General features: G+C 31.1%; 16 protein-coding genes. 7 read left to right on the forward strand and 9 right to left on the reverse strand.

All coding sequences use genetic code 11. From position 1 onward, the window contains the following. The first annotated feature begins 3 nt into the window (after nt 1-3). Both AX016_RS03965 and AX016_RS17415 read left to right on the forward strand, forming a co-directional pair. The gene (locus AX016_RS03965; RefSeq protein ID WP_100896797.1) at nt 4-2,112 is read left to right on the forward strand and encodes an OmpA family protein; all 2,109 of its coding nucleotides are present in this window, start codon (nt 4-6) and stop codon (nt 2,110-2,112) included. Between the two features lie 260 nt (nt 2,113-2,372). Beyond that, a complete protein-coding gene (locus AX016_RS17415) occupies nt 2,373-2,543 on the forward strand; it encodes a DUF6747 family protein (RefSeq protein WP_330400301.1) in 171 nt (56 codons plus the stop codon). Between the two features lie 135 nt (nt 2,544-2,678). On the opposite strand, the gene AX016_RS03970 is transcribed toward AX016_RS17415, so the two are convergent. From AX016_RS03970 to AX016_RS03980, 3 genes are all read right to left on the reverse strand, one after another. Next, nucleotides 2,679-3,680, reverse strand: a complete 1,002-nt coding sequence (locus tag AX016_RS03970; protein WP_100894377.1) for a DUF4837 family protein — start codon at nt 3,678-3,680, stop codon at nt 2,679-2,681. Between the two features lie 24 nt (nt 3,681-3,704). After that, nucleotides 3,705-5,321 (reverse strand): lytic transglycosylase domain-containing protein, encoded by a 1,617-nt coding sequence (locus tag AX016_RS03975; RefSeq protein ID WP_100894378.1) that lies wholly within the window; start codon nt 5,319-5,321, stop codon nt 3,705-3,707. A gap of 114 nt (nt 5,322-5,435) precedes the next feature. Further along, nucleotides 5,436-6,626, reverse strand: a complete 1,191-nt coding sequence (locus AX016_RS03980; RefSeq protein WP_100894379.1) for a phosphoglycerate kinase — start codon at nt 6,624-6,626, stop codon at nt 5,436-5,438. A gap of 275 nt (nt 6,627-6,901) precedes the next feature. Here AX016_RS03980 and AX016_RS03985 point away from each other — a divergent pair, with 275 nt between their 5' ends. The 3 genes from AX016_RS03985 to AX016_RS03995 all read left to right on the forward strand — a co-directional run bounded on the left by AX016_RS03985 (nt 6,902) and on the right by AX016_RS03995 (nt 9,610). Next, nucleotides 6,902-8,053, forward strand: coding sequence for a DNA polymerase III subunit (locus tag AX016_RS03985; protein WP_100894380.1), 1,152 nt, complete (start codon nt 6,902-6,904; stop codon nt 8,051-8,053). A 4-nt stretch (nt 8,054-8,057) separates the two neighbouring features. Continuing rightward, a complete protein-coding gene (locus tag AX016_RS03990) occupies nt 8,058-8,459 on the forward strand; it encodes a DoxX family protein (RefSeq protein WP_100894381.1) in 402 nt (133 codons plus the stop codon). Between the two features lie 152 nt (nt 8,460-8,611). Beyond that, complete coding sequence (locus AX016_RS03995) at nt 8,612-9,610, forward strand: phosphotransferase (protein ID WP_100894382.1); 999 nt, start codon at nt 8,612-8,614, stop codon at nt 9,608-9,610. Here the strand turns inward: AX016_RS03995 and AX016_RS04000 are convergent. Beyond that, nucleotides 9,600-10,844 (reverse strand): RNA polymerase sigma factor, encoded by a 1,245-nt coding sequence (locus tag AX016_RS04000; protein ID WP_100894383.1) that lies wholly within the window; start codon nt 10,842-10,844, stop codon nt 9,600-9,602. The two genes, AX016_RS03995 and AX016_RS04000, sit on opposite strands and share 11 nt — an antisense overlap. Beyond that, on the reverse strand, nt 10,844-11,197 hold the full coding sequence (locus AX016_RS04005) for a YciI family protein (protein WP_100894384.1): 354 nt from the start codon (nt 11,195-11,197) through the stop codon (nt 10,844-10,846). Before AX016_RS04005 ends, AX016_RS04000 begins: the two co-directional genes overlap by 1 nt. A gap of 329 nt (nt 11,198-11,526) precedes the next feature. Here AX016_RS04005 and AX016_RS04010 point away from each other — a divergent pair, with 329 nt between their 5' ends. Continuing rightward, on the forward strand, nt 11,527-12,915 hold the full coding sequence (locus AX016_RS04010) for a sensor histidine kinase (protein WP_100894385.1): 1,389 nt from the start codon (nt 11,527-11,529) through the stop codon (nt 12,913-12,915). A gap of 179 nt (nt 12,916-13,094) precedes the next feature. Further along, on the forward strand, nt 13,095-14,480 hold the full coding sequence (locus AX016_RS04015) for a sensor histidine kinase (RefSeq protein ID WP_100894386.1): 1,386 nt from the start codon (nt 13,095-13,097) through the stop codon (nt 14,478-14,480). A 26-nt stretch (nt 14,481-14,506) separates the two neighbouring features. On the opposite strand, the gene AX016_RS04020 is transcribed toward AX016_RS04015, so the two are convergent. From AX016_RS04020 to AX016_RS04035, 4 genes are all read right to left on the reverse strand, one after another. Continuing rightward, complete coding sequence (locus tag AX016_RS04020) at nt 14,507-14,815, reverse strand: hypothetical protein (RefSeq protein WP_100894387.1); 309 nt, start codon at nt 14,813-14,815, stop codon at nt 14,507-14,509. A gap of 28 nt (nt 14,816-14,843) precedes the next feature. Next, nucleotides 14,844-15,266 carry a hypothetical protein gene (locus tag AX016_RS04025; protein ID WP_100894388.1) on the reverse strand — a complete coding sequence of 141 codons (423 nt, stop codon included), beginning with the start codon at nt 15,264-15,266 and terminating at the stop codon, nt 14,844-14,846. A 47-nt stretch (nt 15,267-15,313) separates the two neighbouring features. Then, nucleotides 15,314-15,997 carry a DUF6891 domain-containing protein gene (locus tag AX016_RS04030; RefSeq protein WP_100894389.1) on the reverse strand — a complete coding sequence of 228 codons (684 nt, stop codon included), beginning with the start codon at nt 15,995-15,997 and terminating at the stop codon, nt 15,314-15,316. Between the two features lie 125 nt (nt 15,998-16,122). Further along, nucleotides 16,123-16,629: an OmpH family outer membrane protein gene (locus AX016_RS04035; RefSeq protein WP_034644270.1), complete on the reverse strand. Its 507-nt coding sequence runs from the start codon at nt 16,627-16,629 to the stop codon at nt 16,123-16,125. Nucleotides 16,630-16,827: the final 198 nt, after the last annotated feature.

The following is a 16,827-nucleotide window of genomic DNA, read 5'->3' on the forward strand; positions in this document are numbered from 1 at the left end:
ACAATGAAAAAATTAATACCTACTTTCTTATTATTGTTGGCCTTTAGTGTGTCTGCGCAAGAAACACAGAAAGCAACTACAGTTACTGTTAATGAACCTATTGTAGATATGAGTTTGCCTATTGCAAATTTAAAAACTATAGATAGTAGTTTATATATAGATAATGTTGCAGAGGAAACTACCACCTATAAAAAAAGTAAATTTTCTGCAAGTAACAGTAAGTTAATAAAAAAGGCTAATCAATATTTTGATATGCTATGGTATGCAGAAGCTGCACAATTGTATGAGCAAGCATTAGAAGATAATGAAGAAAATTACACTAAAGAAATTTTGCAAAAAGCAGGGGACTCTCATTATTATAACACAAATATGGAGAGAGCTTACCACTGGTATCAAATTTTATATGACTCTTATAGAGATGATTTAACTGCTGATGAAATTTTTAAATATTCTCATTCGCTTAAAGGAAATGGTAAATATGGTAAAGCAAAGCGTTTTATGCGTTTGTATAACCGTATGAAAGATAAAGAACCAGAAATTATTGATTTAGAAGCTGATGAAGCGGCAAGAAATGAGCAAATTTTAGATGCAATTTTAAAGAGAGAACCTAAGTTTGGACTTAAAAACTTGAATATAAACACAGAAAACTCTGATTTTTCTCCAATGTTCTATAACAAAGAAGAAATAGTGTTTGCATCTGCAAAAGATTCTTCTTTTTTTAATACTAGAAGATACAAATGGAACAACCAACCGTACTTAGATTTATATGTAGCAAAAGTTAATCAGCAATCTGACGAGTTAAAAGACGCTATTAAGTTTTCTAAAAATGTAAACACCAAATACCATGAGGCTTCTGTTACCTTTTCTCCTGATAATAAAACGATGTATTTTACCAGAAACAACTATGGTAAAAAATTAAAAAGAGATAAAAACGGTATAAACAACCTTAAGCTATATATGTCTAAAAAAATAAATGGCGAATGGTCTGAGGCTGTAGAGTTACCATTTAATAGTGATGATTACTCTACTGGACACCCAGCATTAAGTGCAGATGGTAAAAAATTATACTTTGTATCTGATATGCCAGGTAGTATTGGAGAAACGGACATTTTTGTGGTTGATGTTTTAGAAGACGGTTTATTTTCTTCTCCAAAAAATTTAGGACCAGAAATTAATACAGAGCAAAAAGAAATGTTCCCTTTTATAAACGATAAAAAACTATACTTTTCATCTAATGGCCATGTAGGCTTAGGAGGACTAGATGTTTATGAAGTTGCTTATGACGAGGAAGGCTTTAAAGATGTTATAAATCTTGGACAGCCAATTAATAGTAATAAAGATGATTTTTCTTATATAATTAATGAAGAAACACAAAAAGGATACTTTGCATCTAACAGAAAAGGCGGCAAAGGTGATGATGATATTTACTCATTTAAAAACTTATTAGTAGAAGAAGTTATTGAAAATGCAATAGCAGGTGTGGTTACAGAAATTGTAACAGGAGAGCTATTACCTAACGCATTGGTTACTTTATTAGACGAAAACAATATTAAACTTAAAGAAGTTGTAACCGCAGATGATGGTAGTTTTGTTTTTGAAGATTTAGAGAGTAATACCAAATATAAGTTGCAGGCTAATAAAGAAACTTTTTTCGATGAAGAGCTAGATACAGCAACTAAAGAAAATCAAGTAGTAAATGCAGATATTGCAATGAGAAAGTTGCATGATATGATTGCTATTGAAAATGGAATTAAGAAACTTAAAACAGAAAAAATATTCTTTGATTTTGATAAGTCTTACATTAGACAAGATGCCAGCATAGAGCTAGACAAACTTGTAGAAGTTATGACTGAATACCCTAATATGAAAATTAAAATTGAATCGCACACAGATGTAAGGGGTAATGATGCCTACAACAAATTTTTATCAGACAGGAGAGCTAAATCTACCAGAAAATATATCATCTCTAAAGGTATAGATGCTAGTAGAATTGTTAGTGCAATAGGTTATGGAGAAGAACAGTTAATTAATGAGTGTGAAGACGGTGTAAGCTGTTCAAGAGAAAAACATCAAGAAAACAGACGATCAGAATTTATAATAGTAGATATGTAATATTATAAAACAAAAATATAATGTAATATATATAAGCTTCTAGATTATTCTAAAAGTTTATATATATTACAAATCTTATACAGAATAAAGACTTTACCTACAAAAGAAATTGTGAGCTAACTACCTGATAATGTAGTTCATCGATGATTTATTTTAAACTTATAGATAGAACCTTTTTATAATACCATTTAACTAGAATTATTGCTTTGTAACGAGGCCTTTTGCGACATTTACTACTTAATTAATTTAAATGCACGCTCATGAAAGGAATTTTACTTTGTAAAGAAATCTATGTAAATGGATTTAAAAACCTTGGGCACTTTATTTTAAAAAACTATTTCAAGATGTTTTCTTGGTTTTGTTTTACATTAATCGTTATTGCAGCTTATGCTTTAATGTATAGAGTGCTAACCGGGTACGCTTTTGTTTAAATAGGCAAAAAGATTTAAACAAAAGACACAAATTAAAAGGCTAACCAATTGCATTTAAGAGTGCAATACTATGTGAAAATTAAAGGCTCCAATTTATTGGAGCCTTTTTAGTTTTAATATGTAGTAAGTTTAAACTTAATTAGAAGTCTTCTTAGGCACAAACTTTAATGTTTTAATAATAGCTTCCAGCTCAAACATAAAGTCTCTTTTAACAGCTGCAGGAGCAAATGTAAAGCCTTCTACAACTAATTTACGTTTGTTAGCTTCATCATTAATAATATAAGAAACATATGGGCCAGCCATAGAGTAGTTATATATTTCCCAACGACCTCTAACCTCAGCAGCTTTTTTACCGCCAATTTCTGCAGGGAAAACAGAAGGTGCAAAAGCTTTTTCTGTATCCATATATGTACCTTCATTAGGGCCTGGTATGTATTTTTTTCCAATAGAATCTCTTTTGCTAACAATATCACTTATAAAAGTGGCGTCATTATTAAATGAGTTCCAAGGAAGAGCATACACAATTAAGTTCATTGTTCCATTTTTAATATCTCTATCTAACCAAACAAAATTATCATCAGCTCTACCAACACTATAAACAGAAGGTATGTCCATTGTCACACCAAAAGTATCTTCTATGGTTGTGTCTTCTAATAAAGAACGCTTAAAATTGCCCTGTGTTAATTTAAGGTCTGCCTTATTAAATTCTGATATTATATGATCTGCTTTCTCATTTATAGTTTCTATAAGCGCATCCTCTGTTGGCGCCACAACTACGGCAACATTTTGTGGGCGAGCGTATGTATTATGGTTTATGTATGATAAACTAGTTGTATCCTTTTTTTGAACCACTAAAATAGATCTAGACTTACGAACTGCACCAGTAAAAACTGTCTCTGGTAAGTGGCGTAATGTAAAAATTGGTTCGTTCCAAGCAATACCAACTACAGATGCAGCAAAATGATCTCTAACAATGTCTCCTACCTTACCTTCCCAAAGCTCATTACTCATTACTACCGTAAGTGAGTTTACTTGCCCTATTGAAGCCGGTGTAAAATCTTGTTTGGTACTTGCACCATCTTTACATGAAGTTAGTGCCAAGGTAATGGCAAAAACTAAAATTGAAAACTTTCTCATCTGATTAAAAAATTGGTTTAACGGTTATATTTTTTTTGTAGAACAATCGCACAACATAATTTTTGCGCCTACTTTTAAATTCTTACCACTAATACCGTTCCAATCTTTTAAATTATCTACAGAAATTCCAGAATATTTTTGAGAAATAGTCCAAAGTGAATCTCCAGATTGTACTGTATGCGTTTTAGCACCAGGCGGAATAGGCTTTTGTTTAGTTTGTGGCTTTGCAGATGCTACGGCTTTAGAGTTTCTAGAAAAAATAGTTAATCGCTGACCAATTCTTAAATTGTTGCTACGCAAACCATTCCATCTTTTAATTTCACTTACTCTAACCCCAAACTTCTCTGCAATTTTACCAAGAAAATCACCACTTCTAACTCTATATCTAGATTGCGACTCTGCCTGCACTAATTTAGGCATTGGTTTTTCAATCTTTTTTAATTCTTCCTCTGCAAGTGCATAAACAGCATCTTCATTAGATACAAATTTACCCATTACACTTGTTGGCAAACGTAAAGCGTGATTTCTATCTTCCTGAAAAGGAATAATATTTAGTTTATAAGAAGGGTTTAAAACCTCTAAGTCCTCTACGCTTACGTTTGTAAACCTAGAAATTTGATCAAAAGTCAGCATACTTTTTACGTGTACTGTATCTGTTTCAAAATAAGGACGCTCTACAACCTCACCATAAATACCGTGTTCTTTAGCGTACTCAAAAATATACATTGTTGCTAAAAATGCAGGTACGTAACCTGCTGTTTCTCTTGGTAAATGGTTTCTAATGTTCCAGTAATTGGTGTAACCACCAGAACGTCTAATAGCTTTGTTTACGTTTCCTGGTCCAGAGTTATATGCTGCTAACGCTAAATCCCAATCGTTATAAATGCTATATAAGCGCGTTAAATACTCACAAGCAGCTCTTGTAGATTTTATGGGGTCGCTACGTTCATCTACATAACTGTTTACTTCTAGGTTTTGTTCTTTACCTGTACCGTACATAAACTGCCAAAGTCCTGTGGCTCCTACTCTAGATCTTGCTCTTGGGTTTAATGCAGACTCTACAATTGCCAAATATTTCATTTCTAATGGCATATTAAAGTTATCTAACTCCTGCTCAAACATAGGAAAGTAAAACTGACTCACAGTTTGCATACGCTCCATTAAACCTCTGTTACGGGTTAAGTAAGACTTAATTACACGCTCCAAAGACTCGTTATACTCTACATTAAATGGTGTTTTAGCATTTAAACGTGCTAACCTAGCTTTTAAAGTGTCTGTTGGCAAATCTGTAAAACTGACTGGTATATTCTCTATGCGCTCGTTGGCAATTTTATTATAAATGGTATCAAACAAAGAAGCGCTTTCTTTAATTTGTTTTAACCAAGCTTTGTCATAATCAGCAGCATTTTTATAGTCTGATAATTGATACTTTGTTCCCGATGAATCATCAGAAACAAGCGCAATTATAGGTTGTACTTTTTGCGGTACATCCTGTTGTTTTTTTGCAATTGAATCAACAGTGTCGTTCTTTACAACACTTAAAATCTCTGTGCTTATAGACGTGGTTACAATGCTATCTTTTTCTTGTGCAAAAATAGCGGTACCCGAAAACAGCAGTACTCCTAAAAAAATACGTTTCATTTAAATTTTCTTTTGGTTAGTTTAGTTGATTGCTTGGTAAAGTCGTGTTTTTTTATTTAAAAATAAAATTTTTAACGCTTTTAAAAGCAATCAACAATTGTGCCTAACCTTATTTTAAGCGGTAATTGCAGCTATTCCTGGTAAAGATTTACCTTCTAAGCTTTCTAACATTGCACCACCACCAGTAGATACGTAGCTTACCTTGTCTTGAAAACCAAATTGCTTAACAGCAGCAACAGAGTCTCCACCACCAACTAAAGAAAATGCTCCATTTTGTGTAGCTTCGGTAATATAATTTCCTATTTCTATAGTTCCTTTAGCATAGCTTTCCATTTCAAAAACGCCAATTGGTCCGTTCCATAAAATAGTTTTAGACTTTAAAATTACTTCTTTAAAAATCTCTAAAGTTTTTGGTCCGGCATCTAAACCTTGCCATCCTTCTTCAATTTTATCTACATCTGTAATTTTAGTATTTGCTGTGTTGCTAAACTCATCTGCAGCAATAACATCTACAGGAATATGCACCTCAACACCTTTTTCTTTTGCTTGCTTTAAAATATCTAGAGCAAGTTCCATTTTATCATCTTCACAGATAGAGTCGCCCACTTGTCCGCCTTGTGCTTTTACAAATGTGTACGTCATACCACCACCAATAATTAAATGGTCTACTTTATCTAATATATTTTCTATAATTGTAATTTTAGAAGATACTTTTGCGCCTCCTAAAATTGCAGTAACTGGCTTTTCTCCAGTTTGCATTACTTTATCTATAGCTTCAATTTCTTTAGCTAATAAAGATCCAAAACACTTACTTTCTGGAAAAAATTTAGCAACAACTGTTGTAGATGCATGTGCTCTGTGGGCTGTACCAAAAGCATCATTTATATAAACATCTCCTAGTTTAGATAATTGTTCTGCAAAAGCCTCACCACCTTTTTCTTCTTCAGCATTAAAACGTAAATTTTCTATAAGTAATACTTGCCCGTTTTCTAAATTAGTGGCAGCTGTTTCTGCTTCTTCTCCAACAGGAGTAGACACAAAATTTACTTGCACACCTAACACATCAGAAACAGTACTGCAAATGTGCTCTAAAGATAAATCTGGCACAACTTGTCCTTTTGGTCTTCCTAAATGGCTCATTAAAACAACACTACCACCATCTTCTAACACTTTTATTATTGTTGGCTTTGCAGCTTCAATACGGTTAGTATCTGTTACATTAAAATTTTCATCCATAGGAACATTAAAATCTACACGGATTAATGCTCTCTTGTTTTCAAAATTAAAATCGTTTATTGTTTTCATAATGTGCGCTTGTTAAAATTTAGCTTCGTTAGACTTACAGACACCAAATGTAAAGATTTAAGTATTGCATATAAAACCATTAACAGTATTTTTAGCTTTGTACAGTGTAAACGCAGTATCATTATCATAAAATTTCTTTTTGCCTCTGTTTTTTATGGTTTATTCATTTTTTTGAAACTCAATTTTTAAAAAATGAAAATTACTAAAGCTACACTCTTGTATTTTTAAAGTCTAGCAGTATTTTTAATTTGGTTCATTTGCATATCTTTGACGATATGCAGTTTCAAGATATTTTAGGACTTTCTCATATAAAAAAGCACTTGTGTTTAAGTGCAGATGCTGGCCGTATACCACACGCACAACTTTTTGTTGGTAATGAGGGTTGCGGTACTCTGCCAATGGCAATTGCATATGCTCAATATTTATTATGTAAAAATGTAAACGGAGAAAATACTGGTGGTATAGAGGCTTGTAATTTAAAGTGCGGAAATTTATCGCATCCAGATCTACATTTTGCTTTTCCGGTTACTAATTCTGATAAAGTTAAGAGTCACGCTGTTAGTAACCACTACATGCAAGATTGGCGCGAGTTTGTAAACCACCAACCTTATGGTAATTTGTTTGATTGGTACCGACTTATTGGTATTGAAAAAAAACAAGGTCAAATTGGGGTAGACGAAGCACAAGATATTGTACGTAAGCTAACTTTAAAATCTTATGAAGGTGGTTATAAGGTGATGATTATGTGGATGGCTGATAAAATGAACATAGCAGCTGCTAACAAATTACTTAAACTAATTGAAGAGCCACCAGAAAAAACTGTGTTTATATTAATTGCTGAAGATGAAGAGCAAATTATACAAACCATACGCTCTAGGTGCCAAATTTTACATTTTCCTCCACTAGCAGAAAATGCAATAACGTCTGCATTAATTGCAAAAGGATTAGACCAACAAACCGCTTTTAAAATTGCTCATGAATCTAATGGTAATTTTAATAAAGCACTAGATTTAATGAATAATGACTCTGAAGATTTGGTGTTTGAAAAATGGTTTGTGCAATGGGTACGTACAGCCTTTAGAGCAAAAGGTAACAAAGCTGCAATACAAGATTTAATTTTGTGGAGCAATGAAATTGCTAAGACAGGAAGAGAAACACAAAAGAAATTTTTAACGTATTGTATGGCTATAATGCGCCAAGCAATGCTGGTAAATTACAATACAAACGAGCTTGCTTTTATGGAAATACACGTAGAAGGTTTTAAGCTAGAAAAATTTGCCCCGTTTATACATGAAAATAATATTGTAGACATTATTACAGAGCTAGAAACAGCAATGTACCATATAGAACGTAATGGAAATGCAAAATTAATTTTAACAGATTTATCTATAAAACTAACAAGATTTTTACACAAAAAACCAAGCTAAAAAAATGACAAACGTACACGAAAATATTACTGAAATTCTATTATTAATCTTTTTAATTATTACTTTTTTACAAAGTGGTTTTGATAAAGTTGCAGACTGGAAAGGAAACTTGTCTTGGTTAACCGGGCATTTTAGTGAAACGCCTTTAAAAAACACGGTTCCTTTACTGTTAGGAATTATTTTGGTTATAGAAGTTATTGCTGGTGCTCTTTGTGCTGTTGGTGTAGTACAGTTTATTTTAGACGGACAAAGTAATATGGCTATTTACGGTACAATTTTGTCATGTATTACTTTATTATTTTTGTTATTTGGACAACGTATTGCAAAGGATTATGAAGGCGCAAAAACTATAGTTATTTACTTTATGCCTACAATATTTCTTCTATATCTTTTAGCCAATAAATAGATTATGACGAAAAAAAAATTTGAACTTTTAATGCTGTTGCTAGTTGTAGTAATGGCATTTAGTTTTTTATATTTTGAAATAACAACCTACAATTTCCTGATCCTAATTCCGGCTGCGGCATACGTTGCAAGCGGAAGATTATTTTTTAAAAAATGACAAATTTTCCAGTAACTACCTCTACTCTTTCCGCTACAGCTTTAGGCACGCTGGTTAAACATCAGTATAATTTAACTGAAGATTTTAAGTGTTCTTTGTTTAGAACAGGCATAAATCACACTTATTTTTTAAAAAACATAAATACTACCTATGTTCTGCGTGTGTATTGTTATAATTGGAGAACCAAACAAGAAATTTTAGAAGAGTTAAAACTTTTAGAACTATTAAAAAATAGCGGGTTAAGTGTTTCCTATGCATTAGCAGATAAAAACAACAACCTTATACAAAAAATACAAGCTCCAGAAGGAGAACGCTACGCTGTACTTTTTTCTTTTGCCGAAGGGGAAAAAGTTAGGTTTATAGACAACAACACTTGTTTTACTATAGGCACGCTAATGGGTAAAATACATAATGTTACTAAAGAAAAAACAATAGCCCGTATTAGCTATACTACAGAAGCACTGGTTACAAAACCATATAATTTTACAAGTAAATATTTTGATGCTAACTTGCCAGAAATGGAATACATTAGAGCGCAAGGCCAAAAGATTGAAGAGTCCTTTAAAAATATAATGCACACCAAAATACCAAAAGGTATTATCCATTTAGACATTTGGTATGATAATATGAGCATTACCAAAAATAAAGAAATTACTATTTTTGATTTTGATTTCTGTGGAAATGGTTACTTAGTGTTAGATGTCGCCTATTTCTGTAAGCAACTTTTTCATATAGAAACAGATAAAGAAGTATACCAATTAAAGCTTAAAGAGTTTTTAAAAGGTTACCAAAAACAAAGAGTATTAAGTAAAGAAGAAGTTGATTTTATACCTATTGCAGCTAATGCAATTTGGCTATTTTATTTAGGTGTACAAGCGCAAAGGTTTGACTGGTCTAACATATTTTTAAGCAAAAACTATTTAAAAATGTATTTAGGCCGATTAGAAAACTGGAATACCTACTGCAGTAAAAACAAAAATGCCTTTACGTTGTGAGCAAAGCATTTTTCTTTTTAACCAAATAAGTTTTTTCTGGTTTACTGTATACATTTTCTATAGCTATGTCTAAATAAGTAACTGCTTCTTTTATTTTTCCTAAGCTTTTATAATACTCAGCCTTAACCCCATAAAACAAATAAGAGCGTTGTTCTAAGGCTTCTGGCTCTAATTGCAGCAGTATTTGATATGCATTTTCTTGCTCTTTTAACTGAATTAGTACAACAGCAATAGACAAAGACACCATTGTATTATCTTGGTGTTGTTGTAACTGTTTATACAGTTCTAAAATCTTTTTCCAATTGGTATCTTTAAAATTTGCTGCTTTTAAATGCTCTGCAACAATGGCTGCTTCAATATGGTAAGTAGAAAAATCTCCAAACTCCTCTGCTTTTACCAATGCATTATTTCCTAAATGTATTAAAGGTAAATACCATTTGGTACGATCTTGGTTTTTTAAGTCGATACTATTAAAGTTCTCGTCTACTTTTGCACCTAGTCTAGATGAATTAAAGCATAAAAGGGCAAATAAAGCATAACTAGCACCACACCTAAACTCTTGCTTAGAGAGTATAATTTTAGTTAATCTAAGCGCTTCTCCGCACAATTCTTTACGAACTAAGAACTTATTGTGGTTAGAGTGAAAACCTTCGTTAAAAATAAGATATATAACTTCTAAGGCATTATGTAAGCGCTCTTGAAGTCTTTTTTTAGTAGGTAACTCAAAATTAACCTTCTTTGCTCTTATTGTTTGCTTTGCTCTTGTGAGTCTTTTTTTAACTGTTTCTGGTTTTAATAATAAGGCAGAGGCAATTTCTGCAGTGCTAAAACCACCAATAGTTTTTAATGCAAAAGCTATTTGGTCTTTAGTATCTAATTTAGGGTGGCAAGCAGTAAAAATCATTCGGAGCTCACTGTCTTGTATTTCTTCTTTATCAAATAAATTATTAAATGCTATGGCAGAAGCACTATAATTTAATTTTTCAACTCTATTTTTATCTGCATCTAGTTTTCGCAGTAAATCTATTACCCTATTTTTTGCTGCTTTTGTAAACCAAGCTTCAGGATTTTCTGGGACTTTTTTACGCCACTGCACCGTTGCTTTTGCAAAAGTATCTTGCACAGCATCTTCTATAATTTCTATGTTTTTTAATCCAAAAATTCGAATTAAAATAGAGACCATCTTTCCGTACTGGTGTCTAAAAAGATGGTCTATAAGTTGTTGGTCTTGCATTATTCCATATCATCAAAAACTAATACTTCTCTTATTTCTACAGTATTGCCAAGGTCAAAATCCGGAAAATCTTGTGCTATTTTACTAGCTGCATCTAAATCTTTTGCTTTTACCATATAGTAGCCACCAACTATTTCTTTAAGTTCTGCAGCTGTGCGGTCTGTTACTGTTCTTTTAGGACCAGTAATTTGTCTAACTTCTGGATGCAAAGCTTCGCCTTGTTTTACAACACCTTGTTCTTGCATTTTTTGGTTCCAAGCAAACCACTTCCCCATACGTTCTTGCATTTGCTCTGGAGAAAGTCCTAGGTCTGTGTACTCTTTTCCAATAAAAATTAGCATAAAATCTTTCATTCTTTTTGTTTTAAAATTAATAATTAATTCATTGTCAATTCTATAACGATGCTAAAAAAAAATAGGGGACATTATTTTTAATAAAAATCTACTCTTTAAAAATAAATTTTATTCACCCTAAAAAATTAAGAAATAAAAACCTACAAAAGCTAGTGTTTTCAACTACTATAAAGATGTTTGTTTGTTAAATTACATTTACAAATAGTAAAAAAAAGATCGTCAAAATACATTGTTTTACCGTTTAACGAATAAATGTGTGTTTTAAAAATAGAATTTACTAAACTGCGTTTAAACAAGTACATACGTTTTTAAATTCCCCAAATAGATTTATGCAGAAATTATGGTTCACATATAAAAAGTGGTACATTAACTATATAGGTTTTGAGTTAATTAATAGCAATAAGGCATTAGAATACTTTAGAGATAAGTTGTTTATTTCTATCATTTTATTGGTAAACTTTTTTGGTATTTTAGCTTATATACCTAGTGTAATTGTTGCTTATATAAATTTAGAAATGGTACTAGTAATAATAGACACTTTAGCTGTATCTGTTTTACTCTTTGTGGTTTTAAATAAAGCTATATCTCTAAGAATAAAAAAGACAATCTTTTCTGTTAATTTGTTAGTACTATCTACTATTCTACTAATCAATAATGATTTAAGCGGTAATGGACCATTAATTTTATTAATGACAACTTCTGCTATTACCTTGTACAGTGGTAAAAAAGCAGGTTTTTATGCTTTTGGTTATGCTACTTTAGTATATATTATTTTATTAACCTGTATTAAACTAGGCTATTTTAACTTTAGATATACGGTAGGTTACAATTTTACAGAGCTTATTATTATTGCTTTAAACAATCTGTTTTTTAATTTAATATTAATTTTTTCTATATCATTTTTAATAACCCAACTACACAAAGCTTTGGTTAGTGAAAAAAAATTGCAAAAAGCTTTAGTTGTTAAACACAATAACGCTGTTGCTGCTAGAAATAAAGCGGAACAGTCTGAGCAATTAAAGTCTGCCTTTTTAGCAAATATTAGTCACGAAATTGGAACTCCAATGTACAGTATTTTAGGAACTACAGACCTATTAAAAGAATACAATAAAAAAGATAAAGAGTATCAGAAATCATTAACATTAATAGAAAACAACGGTAATAAGCTTTTAGACATTATTGCAGACATTGTAAATATTTCTAAAGTAGAATCTGGACTTATGCCAATTAACCCTACTGCTTTTAATATTAAAAATAGTGTTGAAAAAGTTTACTCTGACTTGCAAAAAGAAGCCAAAGAAAAACAAATAAATTTTACCATTACAGATTTAATTAGTGCCAACGAAGCTCTTATTTACACCGATAAAGAAAAAGTTGAAGCCGTATTAAATCATTTGATAAAAAATGCAATTAAATACACAGAAAAGGGGTCTATTAATATTAAATGCCATTTACCAGAACAAGGTAAAATAGCATTTGAGGTTAGTGATACCGGCATTGGTATACCAAAAGACAAGTTTAGGTCTATTTTTAAAGCTTTTTACCAGGTAGATACCGATCAAAAAAATGCGTTACACGGTTCTGGTGTTGGTTTAGCAATTTCTAAGGCATACACAGAAATGCTTGGCGGCAAATTAAGCCTTAAAAACAATGAAAATAGCGGAGCCACTTTTGGCTTTACTGTTTCTACACATTTGCAATCAGAAGAAACGGTTTAAAAATTAAAAAAATACCCCAAGAAACAGTTAAAAATGTTTGATTAAAGTATAAAACTACATTTTAACGAAAATTGTTTACTAAGAAAACAAAGCTTGAATTAAATTCTTACATTTAAGTTGACACAGAAACAGTTACGCCAACAATGTAATTGTAAGTTGTTTAGTATACATTACCCAAGATGATACAAAAATGGTGGAAGTCTTACACAAATTGGTTTGTAAAATACAGTAATTTTAAAAAGGTTAATAAAAGTAAAGATCTAGACTATTTTAGAGACAAACTTTTTATATCTATTTTACTACTTACATTTTTAATTGGAGGTATAGCCTATTTTCCAAGTAGTTATGTTGCCATAAACAGAAACGAGTTAATTATAGTTTACTTAGACACCCTTGCTATATTAACATTAATCGTAATTGTTTTTGTAAACAAAATAGGCTTTAACACTAAAAAAACTGTTTTTTCTATTACATTATTTCTACTATCTATTGGGCTACTACTAAATTTAGGTTTTAAAGGAAACGGAAGCATTTTAATACTTACAACAACCTCACTAATAACACTTTACAAAGGTCGTAAAGAAGGTGTAAACTGGGTATTGCTTACTGTGGTGTTATACTTAATTTTACTAGCCGGCTATTATTTTAATCTCTTTTATTTTCCATTTTTTGATGATTATGATTTTGAAGTACTAGCTGTAGTAACAGTAAACAACGTACTCTTTAATTTTATACTAGTATTCTCTTTGTCTTTTTTAATAAAACAATTACACAAAGCATTGGTTAAAGAAAATAAGCTACAAAAAGAGCTTGTTATTAAACACAACAATGCTGTTTCTGCACAAAAAAGAGCCGAAAAATCAGATAGATTAAAATCTGCATTTTTATCTAATATTAGTCACGAAATTGGTACTCCAATGTATGGTATTTTAGGTAGTGCAGACCTTTTAAAAGAGCTTCATAAAAACAACAAAGAATCTCAAGAGTACTTACAACTTATTGAGGAAAATGGAAATAAATTATTAGAAATAATAGCTGATATTGTAAACATATCTAAGCTAGAAACAGGTTTAATGGCACTTAATACCTCTGCATTTAATATAAACAGTGTTATTAGAGCATCTTTTGCTAACGCAGAAGCAAGTGCAGAGAAAAAAGGAATAAGCATTAGTAAAAACAACTTAATAAGCCCTAATGAGGCTTTGGTATATACAGACAAAGAAAAGCTAACTACAGTGCTAAAACACCTTTTAAACAATGCTATTAAGTATACAGAAAAAGGAACTATAAATTTAAGTTGTTATTACAAAGACATAAGTACTATTGAGTTTGTTATAAAAGATACAGGCATTGGCGTACCAAAAGATAAGATTGCTGCTATTTTTAAAGCTTTTTACCAGGTAGATACAGACCAAAAAAATGCATTACACGGAGCTGGTGTTGGTTTGGCAATTGCAAAGGCGTATGCAGAAATGTTAGGTGGTAAAATGAGCTTAGAAAACAACGAGGATGAAGATGGTGCTACGTTTAGGTTTACTATTAGTGCACAACTGAATAAAAGTTAAGATTTTTATTATACAAATAATACCAATTAGTATTTAACAAAATGATAACCAAACATAAGTACTAAAGCAGGTAATACTCCAAAAACAAACACACAGCTAAGCGCTGTCCAGAACTGGTAATTACGCTTCTCTTTTTTTATAGTACTTATTACAATAAAGATAATAGTAAGCAATAACAATAAGGTTGACAAAATACCTAGATACAAAAGTCGGTCTACACTATAGGTGTTAAATAGACTACTATAATTTATTTGATTATAAAAGGTAATTATGTTTATAATAACCACCCATACAGAGAAATGAAATGCCCATTTTTTAAAACTAATTCTATTCATAAGGCATTAAATTTATCTAAAAATAATATTAATTAACAGCAAAAGGATTTTTTTCTACTGGCAAATCTAGGTTTGCCAATACGTTATCTAAGTTTTTAAGCGATTCCTCCTCTACTTCATTTATGTGTACAACCAACTCTTTATTGGCTGTTTTTAAAATATATTGCTCTTCAGTTTTTCTAATATAAGTAATATCTTTTAGAGCAATTTTTTTACTAAAAACTGTTCCTTCTTTTAAAATACCGTTTTTTAGAACCAAACAATAATTGGTAGATTTTAATATACTTTTTACAAACCAAATAATAGCTATAATCAGTAAAATAAAGCCAATCCACTTTATAGATTCGCTTTTTATAGTAAGATATACCGACTTGTATAATGCATAAACAACAAACAAGGATGAGAATAAAATGTTAGTACGTACCTTTTTTTTAGTGTATCTGATTTTCATAAAGTAAGCTTTAAATTTAAAATTATATTGAAATTAAAAAAATAGTGCTAACAAAATTTCCAGAATGGTTTTTTGTCATTTTTAAGAGTTGACTTAGCTTTAGGTTTATGTTGCTTTTCCAAAATATTAAAAATATGATCGTAATTGTAATCTACACCATCATACGCCTTTTCCCATTTAAAGTCTTTTATCTCTATTCTGTTTTCTACATTTCCGTTCCAATTAACCTTAAAATTGTTCTGCACTAAAACTTCTAAAATACGGTTTGCAATGGTTTTTGTGGCAGTTTCATTGTGGTCTGTACTATTGTAACCAATATGCAAAGTTCCGCTACTTAAAAGAACGCTTTCTACATCTTGCTCGTGGTAATAACAATACCCGCTTGTCTTAATGTCTAAGTTAGTTAATTCTTCAACTATTTCTAAACAATCTCCTTCTGCATCTTGCCTAGTATAACCAGCTTTATGTAGACTTACAATCTTTTCAGCATTAAGTTGATCAAAAGCACTTACAAGCCTATTAAAATCGGTTTTAGGACCTAAACTAGCATTAATTTTTTGGTGTACTGTAAATTGTTCATCAATTTGTTGCTTTAGCCAACTTTCATCAAGGGTTGTTTCACCATAAAAAGAATCTAATAGTATTTCTAAAATATCTTCTTTGCTTGTAAAACCAAATGCTACTTGTTCTTTAACTTGTTCTAATACTTCTGTTTTTAATTCTAAGGTCATTTAAAGAGCGCTTTACAGTTTTATTACACAATAATACCACAAAAGTATACAAGTAATTGTGTAAGCCTTAAAACAAAAAAGCCTCAGCATAATGCTGAGGCTTTTCATATGTGTAAATAACAAGATTATTTCTTGTAATTATCGTTTAAGATTTTAGTAATCTCATCTGTAAGGTCATCTGCGTCTGTACCGTATAAAACGCTACCACCGTCTCCACCACCAAAAATGTATGAGAAACCGTTTGTTTTACCGTAAGCTTTAATTTCTTTTTTAACTTTAGAAACTAAGCTATCCATTTCCGTTTGGCTGCTAACTTGTAGTTGTTTTTCTTCTTGTTGCAATTGCTGACCAATAAACTGGCTTTTTTGCTGTAACATACCGTATTCTTCTTGAGCTTTAGCCTGAGCCATTTTTTGTGCTTTAGCCTGAAAAGCTTGTGCTTCCATCTGGAAAGCTTGCTGTACACTATCTCTCTTTTTACCAAAAGCTTCTATCTTAGTTTTAAACTTAGCTTCTAAGTCTACTTTCTCTTGATAATCGTTCATTAGTTTTACGTTATCTACGTAACCCATTTTACTTTGTTGGCATCCTACTAAACCGATGAATGCAAGTGCAAAAATAATTTTTTTCATTTCTAGGTTTTTAATATAAAACTTCCGAACCGACGGAAAGTCAAAATTTAAGTTGAGCAAAAATAGAAAAGTTTTTGAATCTGAAAGAAAAACCGATGTTAGTTTTAAAATTCATTAAAATTAAAATTTGATCTTTTTTTTAAAAATCTTGAGATTCACAAGTTATTCGCAAAAACTATGCAAAAATACATTCTTGAT

This window comes from Cellulophaga sp. RHA19, from assembly GCF_002813425.1.
Taxonomy (GTDB): domain Bacteria; phylum Bacteroidota; class Bacteroidia; order Flavobacteriales; family Flavobacteriaceae; genus Cellulophaga.

Coding starts and splice junctions, on each gene's coding strand:
- AX016_RS04010 (WP_100894385.1), top strand. CDS start 11,527: ATGCAGAAATTATGGTTCACATATAAAAAGTGGTACATTAACTATATA.
- AX016_RS03970 (WP_100894377.1), bottom strand. CDS start 3,680: ATGAGAAAGTTTTCAATTTTAGTTTTTGCCATTACCTTGGCACTAACT.
- AX016_RS04030 (WP_100894389.1), bottom strand. CDS start 15,997: ATGACCTTAGAATTAAAAACAGAAGTATTAGAACAAGTTAAAGAACAA.
- AX016_RS04020 (WP_100894387.1), bottom strand. CDS start 14,815: ATGAATAGAATTAGTTTTAAAAAATGGGCATTTCATTTCTCTGTATGG.
- AX016_RS04000 (WP_100894383.1), bottom strand. CDS start 10,844: ATGCAAGACCAACAACTTATAGACCATCTTTTTAGACACCAGTACGGA.
- AX016_RS03980 (WP_100894379.1), bottom strand. CDS start 6,626: ATGAAAACAATAAACGATTTTAATTTTGAAAACAAGAGAGCATTAATC.
- AX016_RS03965 (WP_100896797.1), top strand. CDS start 4: ATGAAAAAATTAATACCTACTTTCTTATTATTGTTGGCCTTTAGTGTG.
- AX016_RS03990 (WP_100894381.1), top strand. CDS start 8,058: ATGACAAACGTACACGAAAATATTACTGAAATTCTATTATTAATCTTT.
- AX016_RS03975 (WP_100894378.1), bottom strand. CDS start 5,321: ATGAAACGTATTTTTTTAGGAGTACTGCTGTTTTCGGGTACCGCTATT.
- AX016_RS04005 (WP_100894384.1), bottom strand. CDS start 11,197: ATGAAAGATTTTATGCTAATTTTTATTGGAAAAGAGTACACAGACCTA.
- AX016_RS04015 (WP_100894386.1), top strand. CDS start 13,095: ATGATACAAAAATGGTGGAAGTCTTACACAAATTGGTTTGTAAAATAC.
- AX016_RS17415 (WP_330400301.1), top strand. CDS start 2,373: ATGAAAGGAATTTTACTTTGTAAAGAAATCTATGTAAATGGATTTAAA.
- AX016_RS04025 (WP_100894388.1), bottom strand. CDS start 15,266: ATGAAAATCAGATACACTAAAAAAAAGGTACGTACTAACATTTTATTC.
- AX016_RS03985 (WP_100894380.1), top strand. CDS start 6,902: ATGCAGTTTCAAGATATTTTAGGACTTTCTCATATAAAAAAGCACTTG.
- AX016_RS04035 (WP_034644270.1), bottom strand. CDS start 16,629: ATGAAAAAAATTATTTTTGCACTTGCATTCATCGGTTTAGTAGGATGC.
- AX016_RS03995 (WP_100894382.1), top strand. CDS start 8,612: ATGACAAATTTTCCAGTAACTACCTCTACTCTTTCCGCTACAGCTTTA.